At 45.2% G+C, this 16,656-nt stretch carries 14 protein-coding genes; 9 read left to right on the top strand and 5 right to left on the bottom strand.

From position 1 onward, the window contains the following. Together R7H07_RS05450 and R7H07_RS05445 are read left to right on the top strand one after the other, a co-directional pair. The gene (locus tag R7H07_RS05450) at positions 1-1,941 is read left to right on the top strand and encodes an alkaline phosphatase D family protein (protein ID WP_054576905.1); all 1,941 of its coding nucleotides are present in this window, start codon (positions 1-3) and stop codon (positions 1,939-1,941) included. Between the two features lie 190 nt (positions 1,942-2,131). After that, positions 2,132-2,572, top strand: a complete 441-nt coding sequence (locus R7H07_RS05445; protein WP_017820644.1) for a TerB family tellurite resistance protein — start codon at positions 2,132-2,134, stop codon at positions 2,570-2,572. 241 nt (positions 2,573-2,813) lie between these two features. Here the strand turns inward: R7H07_RS05445 and R7H07_RS05440 are convergent, their stop codons facing one another. Together R7H07_RS05440 and R7H07_RS05435 are read right to left on the bottom strand one after the other, a co-directional pair. Then, the gene (locus tag R7H07_RS05440; RefSeq protein ID WP_005377684.1) at positions 2,814-3,344 is read right to left on the bottom strand and encodes a 3'-5' exonuclease; all 531 of its coding nucleotides are present in this window, start codon (positions 3,342-3,344) and stop codon (positions 2,814-2,816) included. 83 nt (positions 3,345-3,427) lie between these two features. After that, positions 3,428-4,969: a sensor domain-containing diguanylate cyclase gene (locus R7H07_RS05435; protein ID WP_064376582.1), complete on the bottom strand. Its 1,542-nt coding sequence runs from the start codon at positions 4,967-4,969 to the stop codon at positions 3,428-3,430. A gap of 291 nt (positions 4,970-5,260) precedes the next feature. On the opposite strand from R7H07_RS05435, the gene R7H07_RS05430 reads away from it, so the two are divergent. From R7H07_RS05430 to R7H07_RS05420, 3 genes are all read left to right on the top strand, one after another. Continuing rightward, on the top strand, positions 5,261-5,893 hold the full coding sequence (locus tag R7H07_RS05430) for a DUF2760 domain-containing protein (RefSeq protein WP_005389474.1): 633 nt from the start codon (positions 5,261-5,263) through the stop codon (positions 5,891-5,893). Beyond that, positions 5,893-7,857 (top strand): Hsp70 family protein, encoded by a 1,965-nt coding sequence (locus tag R7H07_RS05425; protein WP_172563276.1) that lies wholly within the window; start codon positions 5,893-5,895, stop codon positions 7,855-7,857. The genes R7H07_RS05430 and R7H07_RS05425 overlap by 1 nt, the downstream gene beginning before the upstream one ends. 61 nt (positions 7,858-7,918) lie before the next feature. Further along, a complete protein-coding gene (locus R7H07_RS05420) occupies positions 7,919-10,729 on the top strand; it encodes an Hsp70 family protein (RefSeq protein ID WP_206959208.1) in 2,811 nt (936 codons plus the stop codon). Between the two features lie 85 nt (positions 10,730-10,814). On the opposite strand, the gene R7H07_RS05415 is transcribed toward R7H07_RS05420, so the two are convergent. Continuing rightward, positions 10,815-11,009, bottom strand: coding sequence for a hypothetical protein (locus R7H07_RS05415; protein ID WP_005377692.1), 195 nt, complete (start codon positions 11,007-11,009; stop codon positions 10,815-10,817). Positions 11,010-11,095: 86 nt separating this feature from the next. On the opposite strand from R7H07_RS05415, the gene R7H07_RS05410 reads away from it, so the two are divergent. Further along, the gene (locus R7H07_RS05410) at positions 11,096-11,782 is read left to right on the top strand and encodes a DNA-3-methyladenine glycosylase I (protein ID WP_005377694.1); all 687 of its coding nucleotides are present in this window, start codon (positions 11,096-11,098) and stop codon (positions 11,780-11,782) included. A gap of 84 nt (positions 11,783-11,866) precedes the next feature. Here R7H07_RS05410 and R7H07_RS05405 read toward each other — a convergent pair whose 3' ends face one another. Both R7H07_RS05405 and R7H07_RS05400 read right to left on the bottom strand, forming a co-directional pair. Next, positions 11,867-12,844 carry a Gfo/Idh/MocA family protein gene (locus R7H07_RS05405; protein WP_053350569.1) on the bottom strand — a complete coding sequence of 326 codons (978 nt, stop codon included), beginning with the start codon at positions 12,842-12,844 and terminating at the stop codon, positions 11,867-11,869. Between the two features lie 11 nt (positions 12,845-12,855). Then, positions 12,856-13,143, bottom strand: a complete 288-nt coding sequence (locus R7H07_RS05400; protein ID WP_005389066.1) for a putative quinol monooxygenase — start codon at positions 13,141-13,143, stop codon at positions 12,856-12,858. Positions 13,144-13,246: 103 nt separating this feature from the next. Here R7H07_RS05400 and R7H07_RS05395 point away from each other — a divergent pair, with 103 nt between their 5' ends. From R7H07_RS05395 to R7H07_RS05385, 3 genes are all read left to right on the top strand, one after another. Next, positions 13,247-14,125, top strand: a complete 879-nt coding sequence (locus R7H07_RS05395) for a LysR family transcriptional regulator (RefSeq protein ID WP_053350570.1) — start codon at positions 13,247-13,249, stop codon at positions 14,123-14,125. Positions 14,126-14,551: 426 nt separating this feature from the next. Beyond that, positions 14,552-15,895, top strand: a complete 1,344-nt coding sequence (locus R7H07_RS05390; protein WP_065274507.1) for a sodium/glutamate symporter — start codon at positions 14,552-14,554, stop codon at positions 15,893-15,895. A 204-nt stretch (positions 15,896-16,099) separates the two neighbouring features. Beyond that, entirely contained in the window at positions 16,100-16,591 is a 492-nt protein-coding gene (locus R7H07_RS05385) for a prepilin-type N-terminal cleavage/methylation domain-containing protein (protein ID WP_065274506.1), read from the top strand. Positions 16,592-16,656: the final 65 nt, after the last annotated feature.

The raw sequence follows: 16,656 nt of genomic DNA, 5'->3' as shown, positions 1-16,656 counted from the left end.
TTGCCAGCATTGATGAACACGACTGAAATTTCTTCACTTCCTCTTGTCGTTGCAGGTCCGATCCTACGTAAAGTGACCGCAACTGAAATCAATATTTGGCTAGTCACCACCCAACGCTTGGAGGGTATGGTGCAAATTACGGATGAAAATGCCTCCATCCTTTATCAAGCCCCTTTAAGTGAACAAAAAGAACAGCTTCAAATCGGCCTCAATGCGTGGTGTTGCTTACTTAAATTAGAAGGCGAGTTTCCAACCCATCAAGCGTTACGCTATCAAATAAAAACGCAATATGGATTAGTGACGGAACTGCTCCCTCACCTGACTTATGAGCGAGATAATACGCCAAACTTGGGTATTGAGTTCCTCGTTAGTGAAAAAGCGGATTATCTCCTACATGGCTCTTGCCGTAATCCCCATCACTTCAGTGATGATACATTGGTCGCTGCGGATCATAAAATCGCGTCTCAATCCATTGAAGAGAGACCAGATATGCTCATCATGAGTGGTGATCAAATCTATGCAGACCATGTTGCAGGCCCCACTCTCGATGCCATTGAGCAAGTCATAGCTTTATTGGGTTTGCCAGGCGAAGAATTCGATCAAGCTCCGATAAAAAATACCAATGACCTCTACCAACACCCTGCTTGCTATTATGGTCGAGATAAATTGTTGCCTCATTATGTGAGTGATGACAGTTTACTAAGTAAGTTTTTTCCACACCGAGGGACACCAATATTCAGCGCCAAAGAGTGTGAGAATCACCTAATAAGCTTTGCTGAGTGCTTTGCAATGTACTTATTGGTTTGGTCTCCGACCTTGTGGAAGCTTGTTCGAACGGATCGTTTGTTAGAAAACGAATTTACTGTCGGCGGAGAAGTTCTTGAACCCAAATGGCAGCAGCAATGGCGCGAAGAAAAAAAGCAAATTGATAAATTCGTCGCAGGTCTGGACAAGGTTCAACGCTTACTCGCTCACATTCCAACCTATATGATTTTTGATGATCACGATGTCACCGACGATTGGAATCTCACCATAGGCTGGGAACAAGCCGCATACAGCAACACGTTTGCAAAACGCATTATCGGTAATAGCTTGATTGCTTACTGGCTTTGCCAAGGTTGGGGAAATGCGCCAGAAAAATTCAATGATGAATTTATGAGCCTCGCTCAACGCTTTATCGATGAGCGAACCTCGCAAACCCAAGATGCATTTATTCAATATTTGTATCGCTTTGAGAATTGGCACTACACCATTCCTACGACACCAAAAGTTGTCGTGCTAGATACACGAACCAGACGCTGGCGTTCTGAGTCTAAAATGAACAAACCTTCTGGCTTAATGGACTGGGAAGCGATGATTGAGTTCCATCAGGAGCTCGTGCATCAAGACAAGGTTGTTATTGTTTCTGCCGCGCCAATGTTTGGTGTGAAATTTATCGAAGCACTACAACGTGTGGTGACCATGCTTGGTAAACCATTGATGGTTGATGCTGAAAACTGGATGGCTCACCCCGGAAGTGCGAATACTCTTATTAGTATTTTCACACACACAAAGACACCAACTAACTTTGTTATTCTCTCTGGCGACGTGCACTACTCTTTTGCATACGATATTAAGCTCCGCTATCGAAAAAACAGTCCGAATATCTATCAAATCACCTGTAGTGGAATTAAAAATCAGTTCCCTACACAACTGCTCAATATGTGTGATGGCCTAGATAGACTGCTATACAGCCCTCGCTCACCTTTAAACTGGTTCACAAAACGTAAACGACTCAAGATTTACAAACGCGCACCAAGTACGCACAACTTTTATCGCTTGGTTAACCATAGTGCCATTGGTGAGCTACGCCTTGATGATGAAGGCAAACCAAGTCAAATTAGTATTCTGACGAGTGATGGTGACGAAGTTCATTTTCCACCGACACGTGCTGAAAGCTGAGTATCAATCCCAAAATGACTTGCCCTTTGTAAGAGGCAAGTCACCTTGAACTAACTCAGGAGTTTAGGTTTTTTTGGGGAGAAAGTGGCCGTTCTTAAATGTCAACGGCGTGCTAAATTTGGTATCGCACCTTGAGATCTTCCGTATTTATTACCATGTTAACCAAATAAACAATAGCTCGGTGTTCATTATGTTTAATTCTCTCACATCATTATTTAAACAACTCATTGATGGCTCTGATTTAAGCCAAACCAACACACTTTCCCCTAACATGGCTATCGCGTGTTTGCTTTGTGAAGTTTCTGGTGCAGACCATAGTGTCGATGATAGAGAACAAGAAACAAAGCGCTCTTTATTGATGAAACTGCTGTCGTTAAATGAAGAAGAATCAAATACTTTGTTAGAGCAAGCGCAACAGAAAATAAAAGATTCCGCTTCGCTGTACGACTTTACCTCTCAACTAAGAGAACTGACTCAAGAAACTCGTTACAACTTAATCAAAAGCATGTGGGAAGTCGCTTACGCAGACGGCGAAATTGACCCGCTAGAAGACGCGGTGATCCGTAAAACAGCAGAGCTACTCTATGTTGATCACAGCGAGTTCATTCGAGCGAAGTTACAGTCTCAGTAAAGTGACGAGATGAGTATATAAGTCGCTGGCTAACTCTAAGCTACCCCTAGGATGACAACAGATATCGCTTCTGTAGCCATAAAAAAACGCGCACTCTGCGCGTTTTTCAATAAGCCAACGACATTGTTATTAAAATACTGGTCAAGGTATGTGTTTAGCTCTTTCCACACTAAACAGACTGCATGACAAAACAACAATGGTTGGATGATAATTTAATTACAAGCTAGCTAGGTTCGAATAACTAAAACATGGTCAAAGCAAGCTTAGCTAAGTTGTATGCATCTACATAGCCAGAGTGTTGACGCCCTTCCCAGTCTATTCCTTTTGCTTCTTGAGCGGCTCGATGGCCTATACGTTTATCTTTAAGACGATTTTGAATACGGTAGAGTGTCGCTAAGTTGATGAACTCTGTGAATGGTGCTTCAATACCTTTTTGCTTACACTCTTCTAGAAGAATGAGGTCATCCCGCCCCCAAGATGCAAAGATTTTGTTGCGACCACCGAAGTTCTTAACCATGGATTTAAGCACTTCTTCTAGTGGGCGTCCTTGTTTTTCAATCTTACGTGGTGTGATGCCCGTTAACTCAGCGCAAAATAGAGAGACTTCATCGTGTTCTGGTTTCACGTAGTATTGAGCACGCTTGACTATCTCACCTTTAGACAAATCTATTTCAGCTAACCCCACTTCGATAATTTCACCCGTGCTGCCGACGCCATTTTCGTTCCAGCAACACATTTCTAAATCGAAGCATACAATACGGTTATGGTTCATAGTTTGCCTTGGTTCCTAACATAAAAATTTAAAGCGTGCGATTCTATCGTAACACGGCGTAAAACTCGAATTTGTGCGCCCATTTAATCGCCGATCGACACATAATTACGGCCGTTTTTTTTACTCAAATAGAGTTGACTGTCCATTTTGTGATACAAGCTCTCAGGATCTTCTTCTTTATGGATAACCGCACCGATACTCAACGTACAGATGATCGACGCATCACCATAATCAAAAGCCGTACTTGCCACAACACTCCGTAACTTTTCTAGGTAAGCTTCTAGCACCGCTCTATCAATGACTTTAGAAATAATACAAAACTCGTCACCACCAGCGCGGTAAAACTTATCTCCCGGTTTTAAATTAGCACTGACCAGCTTAGTGACATGTTGCAACGCTTCATCTCCACCTAAATGGCCGTGTTTGTCATTAATCACTTTGAAGTGGTCGATATCAAAACCAACCAAGGCGAAGTTAACACCTTTGTTTATCTGATTAAGCAAGTGATCGTTGAAGGCTCGGCGATTCAGTAGTTGAGTTAGAGGGTCTCGCTCTGCCATTCTTTTTAATTCAACGGTTTTGAGCTCCAACATGACCGCTAAGCGCTCTTTTTCTCGAGACTGTAAATTCACAATCCAACTGATCAAAAAGGCGATTACCAATCCGGCTAGCGTCGTGCCCGCTAAAATAGAACGCTCCCAAGCTGAGACTGCGTCAGAAAGTTTAAAGTCAATACGCCATTCACGGTTAGGCAGTTGAATGGTTCGGCTTATAACGGTTCCTCGAATGTTATCCCAGCTAGCACTTTGAAAGAGAACAGGGTCATCTGCTGCGTCGAATCCCAAGTCTTCTACGCGCACCGACATATCGAGCTCCGTCGCGGTTTTCGTAATCAAATCCTCAAAGTAAACCGTACTTCGGATAACACCGGTCACTACTCCTAATAAATATTTGTTCTCGAAATCGAACACTGGATGGAACACCAGCAACCCAGTCTTAGGTATGGACTTGTCATAACCATCTTGCAGTAAGCGAACTTTATCCGAGACATTCGCTCGCCCATTTTCGGAAATATCATCCAAGATTAAATCGAAGCGTTTGCGCGAAAAATAGAAACCCAATAGAGAAAGGTTTTCCGGTGTTCTTGGGTAGATATCCGACGCGATGAAAATTGGCTCATTGTGTTCAAAAATGTACCCGTAGGTTTTGGGACCATCTTTAGGAACGGTAAACGGTTGGAAGTTTGGAAATTTTTGACGGGTCTTTAAAATATGCTCATCAAGATCTTCGAATTCGACCTTTTGCATCCATTGAAGTCCAATGAGACTTCGCGAGCTGTTAATCACTTGTTCCGCATACATCGGAAACGATGGCCAATAGCTTCGCTCAATCGAATGGAAAAAGTTTGCGCCCGCACCAATGAACTTTAGATCATTCTCGACGTTTGCTTTAAGTGATTCTGCTTGTCGGTCGGCTAAAGTATCAAACGTAGTCTGTGTATACCGTTGCTGCATTGTATAAGCAGCACCAACTACACCAGCAGTGACACATAAAGTCGCCAAAAAAGCTAAAATAGAGTCTGAATGTCGTTTTATAAAGCTCTTATGAGCGGTGCTTTGTGTCATATCGTAATTTTTGATACTTCCGTAAGTTAAACTTCGGGATCTATTGAAATACTGCGTTAGCAATGCACAAACATCAAGCAACAACCTATATTGGGGAGTCTGATCGTCGATTTTTCACGCTGTTCGTACGGTATAGTCACGAATTATTACAGCCTTAAGCCTTGAATATGCTACCATCCGTCATCATTTTAATGTCTAAACTTGGTGCAAGATCGCAAAGACGATCGTTTTAGTGAACAAATATGAGCCAATACTGAGCACCAATAAATCAATAGAAAGAGAAAAAACGTCATGAACATTGATTTGAACCTAATTCCTCAAACGTTCGATATGCTTCACGCTGGCCTAACCGCATCGAGCGTTTTGCTTCTTCTAGTTGCAGTGTCGCGCAAATCAAAAGTGGTCGAGAAAGTGGTAGAAAAACCAGTCGAGAAAATCGTCGAGGTTGAGAAACCAGTTGAGAAGATCGTTGAAGTAGAAAAAGTAGTGGAAGTAGAGAAAGTCGTTGAAAAAGTGGTGGAAGTTGAATCAAAACTTGCAACCGCGTCAACGGACTCTGCAATGCAGCTGCTTTCTATCATGCAACAAGAAGCTCGCCTGATTGACTTCCTAAAAGAAGACCTAACGTCATTCTCTGATGAAGAAGTAGGCGCAGCCGCTCGCGTAATCCACACTGGCGGTCAGAAAGTACTGAACGACTACGTGACGCTAGCGCATGTTCGTAACGAAGACGAAGAAACTCGCATTACGGTTGAAGAAGGCTTCAACCCACAAGAAATCCGCCTAACTGGCAACGTAACAGGCAGCGCGCCATTCAACGGCACGCTAGTTCACAAAGGCTGGAAAGCAACATCAATGACGTTGCCTAAACTTGCTGAGAACTACGATGCTTCTGTGATCGCTCCAGCTGAGGTTGAGCTGTAATGGAACACATGAACCAAGAAAACCATTCTCAAGAAGCGTCTGTTGAAACTCAACAGACACCTAAATTCAGTGTTGGTATCGACTTAGGTACAACACACTGTGTCATGTCTTTTGTTGATACACACAACGAAGACGCTCGCGTTGAAGTGATGCCAATCCCGCAGTTGACTGCGCCGGGTACGGTAGAGACTCGCAGCCAATTAGGCTCTTTCCTTTACCAGCCGCACGAACACGAAATGAACCCGCAATCACGCGTTCTTCCGTGGTCGAGCGAGCCAAAAGCTCTAGTTGGTGCAATTGCACGTAACCTAGGTTCAAAAACACCAATTCGTCTTGTTGCAAGTGCGAAATCTTGGCTTTGCCACGCAGGTGTGAACCGTCGTGATGCTTTCCTGCCAGCAGGTAGCCCAGAAGAAGTGGAAAAAGTATCCCCTCTTCGTGCGACAGAGCTTTACCTAGAGCACCTAAAAGACGCTTGGAATCACGCGAACCCAAATCACAACCTTGCCGATCAAGACGTAACCATTACGGTTCCTGCTTCTTTTGATCCTGCTGCTCGCGATCTAACTGCAGAAGCAGCACGCAACGTTGGTTTTGTGCACCTAACACTTCTAGAAGAGCCACAAGCTGCACTTTACAACTGGATCGATAACAGCAACGACAAATGGCGCGACGAAGTTGAAGTTGGCGACATCGTGCTTGTGGTCGATATCGGTGGTGGTACAACCGACCTTTCTTTGGTTGAAGTAACTGAAGACGACGGCAACCTAACTCTGAACCGTATCGCGGTAGGCGAACACATCCTACTTGGCGGTGACAACATGGATCTTGCACTTGCGTACCGCTTGAAGATGAAGCTAGCGCAAGAAGGCAAAGAGCTACAGCCATGGCAAGTTCAGGCAATGACACACGCATGTCGTGACGCGAAAGAAGCGTTATTGAACGACAGCGAACTTCAGTCAGTGCCAATCGTAGTACCAAGCCGTGGTTCTAAACTGCTTGGCGCAACGCTGAAAACAGAACTGACTCAAGAAGAAGTACAACAAACACTGGTTGATGGCTTCTTCCCTCAAGTTGCAATTACTGACCACCCTGTTCAACGTAACCGTGGAGCACTAACGCAAATGGGTCTGCCTTACGCACAAGATGCAGGCATTACTCGTCACATTGCAGCGTTCTTGTCTAAGCAAGCCAATGCTCTTTCTACTTCAGGAAATGGCGCAGAAGCAGCAGCTCAAGATTTCAACCCATTCGCTAACATGCCTGGTATGCCAGGTTCGGATGCAGCGCAGTCAGCTGACTTCATCAAGCCAACCGCAATCCTATTCAACGGTGGTGTTCTGAAATCGAAACTTCTAGCAACTCGTCTAGAAGACACGATCAACGAATGGCTACTAGAAGCAGATGCAGAAATGGCAAAACGCCTAACAGGTGTGGATCTAGACCTTGCAGTTGCTAGCGGTGCGGCTTACTACGGCTCTGTGCGTCGTGGTCAGGGCGTTCGTATCCGTGGTGGTATTGCTTCGGCGTACTACGTGGGTATCGAAAGTGCGATGCCAGCTATTCCGGGCATGGCGCCGCCAATGGAAGCACTTTGTGTTGCACCATTTGGTATGGAAGAAGGCTCAAGCGTTGACGTACCAAGCCAAGAGTTTGGTTTGATCATCGGCCAGCCAGTTAACTTCCAATTCTTCGGCTCAACGGTTCGTCGTGATGACCTAGCAGGTACTCACCTAGACTACTGGGCACCAGAAGAGCTTGAAGAGCTACCAGAAATCCAAGTAACGCTGCCTGTATCTGAAGGTCGTCGTGAAGGTGAAGTGGTTCCAGTAACTCTTGCTTCTCGCGTCACAGAGCTTGGCACGCTTTACTTAGAAGCCATCGCCGCAGATAACGGGCAAAAATGGCATGTTGAGTTCGATGTGCGCGAAGACGCGAAAAGTGACTCAAACGAAGAACAATAATTAGAAGTCAAACGGCATCCAATCGGGTGCCGTTTTTAAATACACGAAGGTTTGGTTTTGTATGGCATCTCCTCGTTTTCTTGTTGGTATTGACCTTGGCACCACAAACACTGTGGTGGCCTACTGTGAAATAACCGACAACCTTGAACAATCCGAAGTATCCCTATTTGACATTGACCAACTGATTGGTCCGGGCGAAGTCGTTCGTAAACCACTTCTGCCCTCTTTCCGCTATCATCCAGCTGTAGGTCAAATCTCCCCTTCTGACCTCACTCTTCCTTGGGACAACGAACCTGTTGCTGGCGACATTAACAATGTCATCGTTGGTGAATGGGCTCGCGAATTAGGCGCGAAAGTAGAAGGTCGTCAGGTATCCAGCGCGAAAAGCTGGCTCTCACACCAAGCGGTTGATCGTAACTCAGATATTCTTCCTTGGGCTGGTGCGCAAGACGTGGATAAAGTCTCGCCAGTTATTGCCAGCGCAAGTTACCTCAATCATATTCGTCAAGCATGGAACTACCGTCATCCAAGTAACAAACTCGAAGACCAAGACGTAGTTGTCACCGTTCCGGCATCATTTGATGAAACCGCACGTAAACTGACACTTGAAGCCGCCGAGCTTGCTGGCTTGAAAAAAATCGTCTTGCTTGAAGAGCCACAGGCGGTGTGTTACGACTGGTACGCACGCCACCAGCAAACCGCGGCTAACGAATTAAAAGATCTGCCACTAATCCTTGTTTGCGATGTGGGTGGTGGTACCACCGACTTGAGCTTGATTGAAGCAAGTTTCTCTTCTCAAGATGAACTAGCCCTTGATCGTATTGGTGTTGGCGAGCACTTGATGCTTGGTGGTGACAACCTCGACTTAGCATTAGCACATCTTGCAGAGAGCCGCTTCAACCAAAGTAAGAAGCTCACTGCAGCAAGCCTAACTAAGCTGATTCAGCAAACTCGCAAGGCGAAAGAGAACCTACTTTCAGCGAGTGCACCTGAAGAAGTAAAAATCACCATGCTAGGCAGCGGCTCGAAACTTCTTGGCGGAACAAAGAGTATTGGGCTGAGCAAACAAGAAGTGCACCAAATCGCTTTGGATGGCTTCTTCCCGCTTTCTGATTTCAGTGAAGTACCAGACAAGCGCCGCAGCGCCGTTGTCGAGTTTGGTCTTCCATACGTTGCTGACCCAGCAGTGAGCAAACACGTTGCTGAGTTCTTAACTCAGCACCAACAAGTTGCTCGTGCCGCTCTCGGCATTGAAGACGACAAACAAAATGCAATTCCAGTCGGTTTGCTTCTTAACGGTGGTGTGTTCAACAGTGAACTTGTGACTGAGCGAGTCACTACCCTCCTTTCCGATTGGCGCGGCGCTCCGGTTACGGTATTAGATAACCCACATCCAGATTGGTCTGTTGCACTAGGTGCTGTTGCGTTTGGTAAAGCACGTCGTGGTGCACAGCTAAAAATTGGTGGTGGTGCAGCGCGTTCTTACTTCTTGCACCTTCAAGAGAAGAACAAGATGGGCAAAGCGCTCTGTTTGCTTGCAAAAGGTACAGAAGAAGGTCATGAGATCCGCTTAAGTGGTCGTCGTTTCTCGCTTACCCTAGGTGAACCCGTTCGCTTTAACCTGCTGACGTCTACCCACGACACCTTAACCAATAACATCGCTATTCAAAACGGTGTGATGGTGGACGTTGATCCTGACTTATTTGCCCCTCTTCCGCCTTATATCACCACCCTTGAAGGTGAAGGTGCCGAACTGCAAGCCAACCAAAAAGAGCGCGTAGAAGTACAACTGGCATGTCAGTTGACTGAAGTCGGCACACTTAAGATGGAATGTGTCAGCGCAGAAGATGACAGCAAACGTTGGGAACTGGAGTTCGAAGTTCGTAACAAGCAAACCGACGACAGCGAGCAAGTTAAGCTTCACCCTAAACTGAACGAATGTAAGGAGCTGATCGCTCGCCTTTACAGCGGTAATAAGAAAAGCGCGGAAAGCAAAGAGATCAAAACCTTAGCCAAAGATCTTGAGAAGAAACTTGGCAAACGGGACGAGTGGGATTTCACTACCCTACGTCAACTGTTTGATACCTTTGCACAAGGTCGTAAGCGTCGCCGTCGTTCTGAACAACACGAGAAAAACTGGCTTCGTTTGGCGGGCTTTGCACTGCGTCCGGGCTTTGGCGATCCAACCGACTCATGGCGCATTGAGCAAGTTTGGGGTTTCTACCAGCAAAACATTCAGTTTAAGAACCATCAAGGTTGGACTGACTGGTGGGTATTCTGGCGTCGTATCGCAGGTGGTTTAAGCCAAGAGCAACAAGAAACCATCTTGGCGGACATCGCGAAATATCTCCACCCTGGTGCGATGAAAAACCCACAATCCGCTAAAGCGGCACAAGATATAGGTTACGAATCAATGGTACGTTTGTCAGCCTCTCTGGAGCATCTAGAAGTCGAAGACAAGGTTCTATTGGCAACGTGGTTCTTGAGCAAAGCCATCAACCATAACCAGTTCGAACAAGCACACTGGTGGGCAATGGGTCGCTTGGCATCACGTACGCCTTTATATGGCAGTCAGCATAACGTCGTTCCTCGTGAACAAGCGGAACAGTGGTTGCCTAAGCTGTTAGAGCAGAACTGGCAGAAAGAGCCAATGATCGCGTTTGCAGCCGTAATGATTTGTCGTAAGACGGGTGACCGCCTATTTGATATCTCAGACGACTACCGTGAACAGGTATTGGCTAAGTTGAAGCAAAGCAAGGTACCTGAATCTTGGGTATCATTGGTTGAAGAAGTCAAAGAGTTATCTGAGAGCGAATCAAAACGTATCTTCGGTGATGCACTGCCAAGCGGTCTGACGCTGGTAAATAACTAGGCTCTCACGCTTATAAACGCAACAAAGCCCTTCTCGTGAAGGGCTTTGTTTTATCTGATTCTAATAGCTGACGAAAAACGACTCGTTAGTTCATTTCCGTATTGATCACCACATCACGCGTTTCATTATCCATATCACTGATGCCGACCACTGAGATTTCACGGTCAGATAAATTCTCAATCATGCTGTCTTCTAACCCACCATCCGTCATCCACGCATAGAATTTTTCTGCAATACGATCCGAACCTTCTCCGACAAACGTTAATGTGACCTTCTTCATTTGTGACACTCCATCAATTTACGATTCAGCCACTTAAGCGTAGTATGTTTCACAAATATCGACATAAACTAGGACTAACTTCTTTTATGAGTATCGAAAAATTTGACGCGATTTATCAGCGCGCTGCCGAGCGTAAAGGTGGTGAAGATCAACTTGAAGCGCTTTTGTCTCATCCACTAAGCAAAGAAGAATTGGCAGCGATTCCCGACGACCGTTGGCTAGCCGCTTTTTCGATGAAGGTATTCCAAAGTGGGATTTCGTGGAGCGTGGTTCGCAACAAGTGGCCGAACTTCGAAGAAGTGTTCTTTGGGTTTAAGATTGAGCCGCTATTGATGCTGTCAGATGAGCAATGGGAAACCAAAGCAACCGACAAACGCATCATTCGCCACCTCACTAAAGTCATGTCGATTCCTGCCAACGCTCGTATGATCCACGAAGCAAAAATCGAATATGGCTCGTTTGGCAAAATGGTTGCTGATTGGCCGCAAGAGAAAATCACCGACCTATGGGCGTATTTGAAGAAACGCGGCAATCGCCTAGGCGGAAATACTGGCCCTTACACACTTCGTCAAATGGGCGTTGATACCTTTATCTTGTCTAGCGACGTGGAAGCTTACCTGCGTAATTGCAAGATCATTGAAGGTGGCAAAGATACGAAAAAATCGCTCGATGCAACCAACAAAGCGTTTGTTCAATGGCAGCAAGAAAGTGGTAGAAGCCTGTCTGAGATCAGCCAAATCATTGCGTTCAGTACCGGCGATAATCGCATTTAATCCAGACTGAACCCAAAATACAAACGGTGCACTGATCATTGGATTTAGTGCGCCGTTTTTATGTTCATTGGTTCAAGTACACACTTACTTTGAAGCCAGTGATTCCCACTCAGTCAGTAGCTGCATAATACGGTGAGAGTCTTCCCATGTTGCACAAGGGTTTTCTAACGAGGTACGCCCCTCTTCAACCGCTTGGCGAATATTGCGCACTTGATAGAAGAAAGCGTCCCCAGTTTCCGGTACAGACACTTCCCGCTTCGACGTCTCGTAAATTTCCACACTAAACTGGTTATCTTGCGTTGGTAGCCATGGATTTGAATCTAAGGTAATACAGCCTTTGCTACCCAGAATGGTGAACTGGTGTTTCAATCCATGATCTTCGGCAGTATGTACGCTCACCGTTTGTTGCTCACCAAATTGCATCATCAAGCTCGACTCGCAGATATTCCCATCATTACCTCGTCGGCCAATCGCTTTCATTGAACGGTTCTCAAAGGTTTGTTCACCCAACATGGTTTTAACCACCAAATGCACTAATGACATTGGATAGCAACCTAAGTTATACAAAGCACCTTTACTGTCTGGATTAACAAACTGCGCAATCGACGCAATATAAGACGTATGGATGGAGCGAAGTTCACCAATCTCTCCCGATTTAAGCACCGAAACCAACTCACTGATCAATGGGTGATGCAAGTACATTAAGCCTTCAGCAAAGAATACCTTGTGCGCTTCTACGGCTTGAAGTGCCAGCTCGGTTTTTTCCATATCTACCGAAAGTGACTTTTCACACAGGATCGCTTTGCCCTGCTCAGCCGCTTTGACGATAAAGTCATGATGAAGGTGATTTGGCAATGCGATATAAATAATGTCGACTTGCTCATCAGCAATCAACGCATCGTAATCGTTGAACGTATTCTCGATGCCATATTGCTCAGCGAATGCCTGTAAGTTCTGCTCCGAACGCCCAGCAACCGCGTACAGTTCACTCTTGTCATCGCCTTGGATTGCCTCAGCCATGACTCCTGAGATAAAGCTTGTGCCTAAAATGCCCCATTTCATGTTCACGTCTCCTATTGAGCTTGGGTTTCGAATGCTTGAACTAACTCTGCCATTTCAGCCGCAATAAACGCTTGTGTATGCGGCATAGCAAAATGCGCTTCAATCGCGGCGCGGTTTTCATATCGCTCCCAAAGAATCACACGTTGTGGATCTTTAGAATCGTAGGTCGCATTCGCTTGCAAGCACCCCGCTTCGCTTTGCATATCAAGGCAAAATTGTTCAATGGCTTCAACCACTTGTTGTCTTGGCTTATCGGCATTCATTTTCAGTTCGGCGGTAACAAAAATCGTCTCGCTCATGATGGATCTCTTTCTCCATTCTTAATCATACGCCCACTGTAATTAACCTCATTTGATTGATAAACTCTGCTTTAGTTATTTCTTTATCAACTCTGGGTGTGCAATGGATAAATTAACAAGCATGAAAGTTTTCGCTTACGTGGTCGAACACGGCAGCTTTCGTAATGCAGCACACCACTTTGATATTTCACCGACCATGGTTGGCAAGCACGTGAGCTTTCTTGAGCAAAGCTTAGGTACACAGCTGATTCATCGCACCACGCGCAAACAGTCCCTGACCGAAGCCGGTAGACTCTACTACCAAGAGTGCCACCGCATTATTGAAGACATCACCAACGCAGAGAACCTGATCCAGACGCTGATCAACCGTCCAACCGGAACAGTAAAAGTTAACTGCCCTGTCACGTATGGCAAAAAGGTCATTGCTCCTATCGTGGCTGACTTCTTAGCTGAATTTCCCGATTTGAACGTTGAGCTGATGTTGGACAACAATTTGATTGACCCATATCGAAGCGAAGCAGACGTGATTATTCGAATCGGTGAGTTGGTCGATTCGTCGTTAGTCGCGAGAAAATTGGGTGAATACCACATGACTTACTGCGCCTCACCCTCTTACCTTGAACAACATGCCCCTATCCAATCGCTTGATGACCTTGAACATCATCATTGTTTGGGGTTTCAGTATCACCAAGGAGAAAGCCAACAAGTGGTGAACATGCCATCTAATACCTTTGGAAACAGTAACACCCGATTAACGTCTAACAATGGTGATGTGCTTAAGTTTGCTGCGTTAAAAGGCTCTGGTGTTCTTCTGCAACCAAAGATCTTAGTTGAGCAGGAAATCCAATCTGGTGCCTTGGTAGAAATTCTCCAGCAACATGCTCCCAAGCCAAAACCGATCCACCTGCTTTACCGTTCAAAACAGCTTTCCCTTAAAAACCGTACCTTGGTCGATTTTATTCTTTCTCATGTGAATCCATGACGTCACCCCATAAAGCGGCGACAATTTAACCATTTAATTAACTTTTATTGTCGATATGACAAATATTATTGCTTGTTAATTGTCTTTATTTTTCATGTTGTTAGTCAGAGACACCCATTAACTAGGCATAATTTATTGATTCACACCAATTGCATTGCTCTGACAAAGTGACTAGGATTGCCGCCTTTCCTGAGTGAACTATCAAAAAAATATCGAGAAATTTAATCTAATTTCTCTTCCTGTTCGTGTGCAATCACAACATTTACACTCATTTCAAATTGCATAAGCACATTCCTTTGCTTATGAAAACGACATTGATTTCTCAACGCTTTTAGTCACGTATGTGACTTTTTGGCTTGAGAGAGATTTTTATTCAAGGTAGGTCACAAGGACGCTACCCCTTGACTGCATTTACTGGAGGATAAGATGCCTAAAGGTCTAATGCTGACTGACTTAGCCATCGCTGGCTTACTATTGATTTTGGCAAAAGTCATTCGCGTTCACGCGCCATTACTACAGCGTATGTACATTCCATCGGCGGTTCTCGCAGGATTATTCGGTCTAATTTTTGGACCAGCCCTGTTAGACGTACTGCCTTGGACCGATACGTTTACCGCTAACGCAAGCCTATTAACTGCTGCACTTTTTTCTGCGTTAGGTCTGGCAACGGATGTTCCATCACCTAAAGCCGTCGCACAGCGTGCTGGCTCATTGTGGGCGTTTAACCAAATCGCTTCTGTTTCTCAGTGGTTGTTTGCGGCAATGTTTGGTCTAGTTCTCACAACCTTCTTCTGGCCAGAGATTAATCCCGGCTTTGGTGTGACAATGTCTGCGGGTTTTATGGGCGGACATGGCTCTGCATCTGTTGTTGGTGAAATCTTCACGGGGCTTGGCTGGGAAGATGGCTTCACACTTGGCTTAACGTTCGCAACCGTGGGTATTTTCATTTCAATTTCTGTCGGCATGCTCATGCTGCAATTCGCATTGAAGATGGGTTGGATTCGTAGCTTTACGACATTCGATAGCATGGATGAACACGAACGCAAGGGGCTCGTTAAGCCTGATGATCAAGAGCCGGTAATGAAAGACACCATGTCTTCCCTGTCGGTTGATTCTTTTGCGATTCACGCGGCGTTGGTTGTAGTGGTAACGGCTTTCTCTTATGTCGCCGCCAACTATTTGTCTTCTTTCCACGATAAGGTACAAATCCCTACGTTCGTAACTGGCTTCCTTGGCGGCATGCTTGTGCGAATCATCGCGAAACAAACCAAAGCTTCACGCTATCTTTGTGACGGTGCATTCAAACACGCTGCGGGCATCAGTACCGATTATTTGATTATCTTTGGTATCTCAGCCATCAAGATTACCGTCTTAGCCCAGTATTTAATGCCGATGGTAGTGCTTGCAATCGGCGGTATCGCCTTCACACTATGGCTAATCTTCTGGGTTGCCCCACGTATCATGGGCGAAGATTGGTTCGAGAAAGGCATTTTCTCTTGGGGTTGGTTAACCGGTACGGTTGCCATGGGTATTGCGTTACTTCGTATTGTTGATCCCAAAATGCGTAGCAAAGTACTTGATGATTACGCCATCGCTTATGTCCCTGGCTCAATCACTGACATCTTCATCATCTCTTTGATGCCAATCGCGATGTATAACGGCATGCACTGGCAAGCGCTTGGTGTAGGATTAGGTTACATCGCAATTGTCTTATTTATTTGGCGATTCATTTTTAAACGTAACCGCAGTGCTCTGACACACGAATCTTAGTCGCTTTACTCGGGAGGATTTTATCCTCTCGAGTTCACTCCTTGGTTTTTATCAAAATCACTCCTCATCTCGAAAATAAGCAACTTGTTTTATATTTGAGATTTGCAATCCCGATCTCTTACTATCATTCTTTTTTAATACTTGACCTGAAAGTTTCTATATCAGAATAGTCGCCTATTCGTTTCTAAAACATGGAGAAAGGCTGTGCGTCGCTCTCAAGGATTTACTCTTATTGAACTCATTGTGTGCATCATCATTCTTGGTATTATAAGCGTCGTTGCATTTCCTAAATTTCTTGGCTTACAAAAAGATGCCAGAGTGGCGGTTCTATATGGAGCCAGAGAAGCACTCATGACCGCCAACAACTTTGTCTACACCAAAGCAGTGATTCAATCTCAAGAGACAGTAGATGGCGGCATACAATATAACATTGATCTAGATAATGACGGCCATAACGACCTAATTGGTTACTTTGGATTTATCAAAAATGTTATTCCAGCAAAAGAGCTAGCAGGCTTTGATCCGCAACTCACTATTAACACTTGGTATGGGGTAGATAGCCCAGACGAGCCCTACTTCCTTATTGGTTTTGCAAACAAGCCTGTTGGTCCAGAACATATGTGTTATGTCGAAGTTTACTACCCAGAAACTCCTGGTGGCCAAGTGAAATACAAAATACAAACTGACGATTGCTAATTCCCATATAGAGTGGCAGTAACACTTTTACTTTTGGTGTCTTCATCGTTATTGCAAGGTCATGG

Origin of the sequence: Vibrio sp. Vb1127, assembly GCF_033338735.1 — a bacterium.
Taxonomy (GTDB): domain Bacteria; phylum Pseudomonadota; class Gammaproteobacteria; order Enterobacterales; family Vibrionaceae; genus Vibrio; species Vibrio alginolyticus.
Note: the sequence above shows the minus strand (reverse complement) of the source record. Positions and strands in the feature narration are given on the sequence as shown.

Excerpts from the sequence above, each read along its gene's own strand:
- R7H07_RS05445 (WP_017820644.1), top strand. The coding sequence starts at position 2,132 with ATGTTTAATTCTCTCACATCATTATTTAAACAACTCATTGATGGCTCT.
- R7H07_RS05440 (WP_005377684.1), bottom strand. The coding sequence starts at position 3,344 with ATGAACCATAACCGTATTGTATGCTTCGATTTAGAAATGTGTTGCTGG.
- R7H07_RS05435 (WP_064376582.1), bottom strand. The coding sequence starts at position 4,969 with ATGACACAAAGCACCGCTCATAAGAGCTTTATAAAACGACATTCAGAC.
- R7H07_RS05430 (WP_005389474.1), top strand. The coding sequence starts at position 5,261 with ATGAACATTGATTTGAACCTAATTCCTCAAACGTTCGATATGCTTCAC.
- R7H07_RS05425 (WP_172563276.1), top strand. The coding sequence starts at position 5,893 with ATGGAACACATGAACCAAGAAAACCATTCTCAAGAAGCGTCTGTTGAA.
- R7H07_RS05420 (WP_206959208.1), top strand. The coding sequence starts at position 7,919 with ATGGCATCTCCTCGTTTTCTTGTTGGTATTGACCTTGGCACCACAAAC.
- R7H07_RS05415 (WP_005377692.1), bottom strand. The coding sequence starts at position 11,009 with ATGAAGAAGGTCACATTAACGTTTGTCGGAGAAGGTTCGGATCGTATT.
- R7H07_RS05410 (WP_005377694.1), top strand. The coding sequence starts at position 11,096 with ATGAGTATCGAAAAATTTGACGCGATTTATCAGCGCGCTGCCGAGCGT.
- R7H07_RS05405 (WP_053350569.1), bottom strand. The coding sequence starts at position 12,844 with ATGAAATGGGGCATTTTAGGCACAAGCTTTATCTCAGGAGTCATGGCT.
- R7H07_RS05400 (WP_005389066.1), bottom strand. The coding sequence starts at position 13,143 with ATGAGCGAGACGATTTTTGTTACCGCCGAACTGAAAATGAATGCCGAT.
- R7H07_RS05395 (WP_053350570.1), top strand. The coding sequence starts at position 13,247 with ATGGATAAATTAACAAGCATGAAAGTTTTCGCTTACGTGGTCGAACAC.
- R7H07_RS05390 (WP_065274507.1), top strand. The coding sequence starts at position 14,552 with ATGCCTAAAGGTCTAATGCTGACTGACTTAGCCATCGCTGGCTTACTA.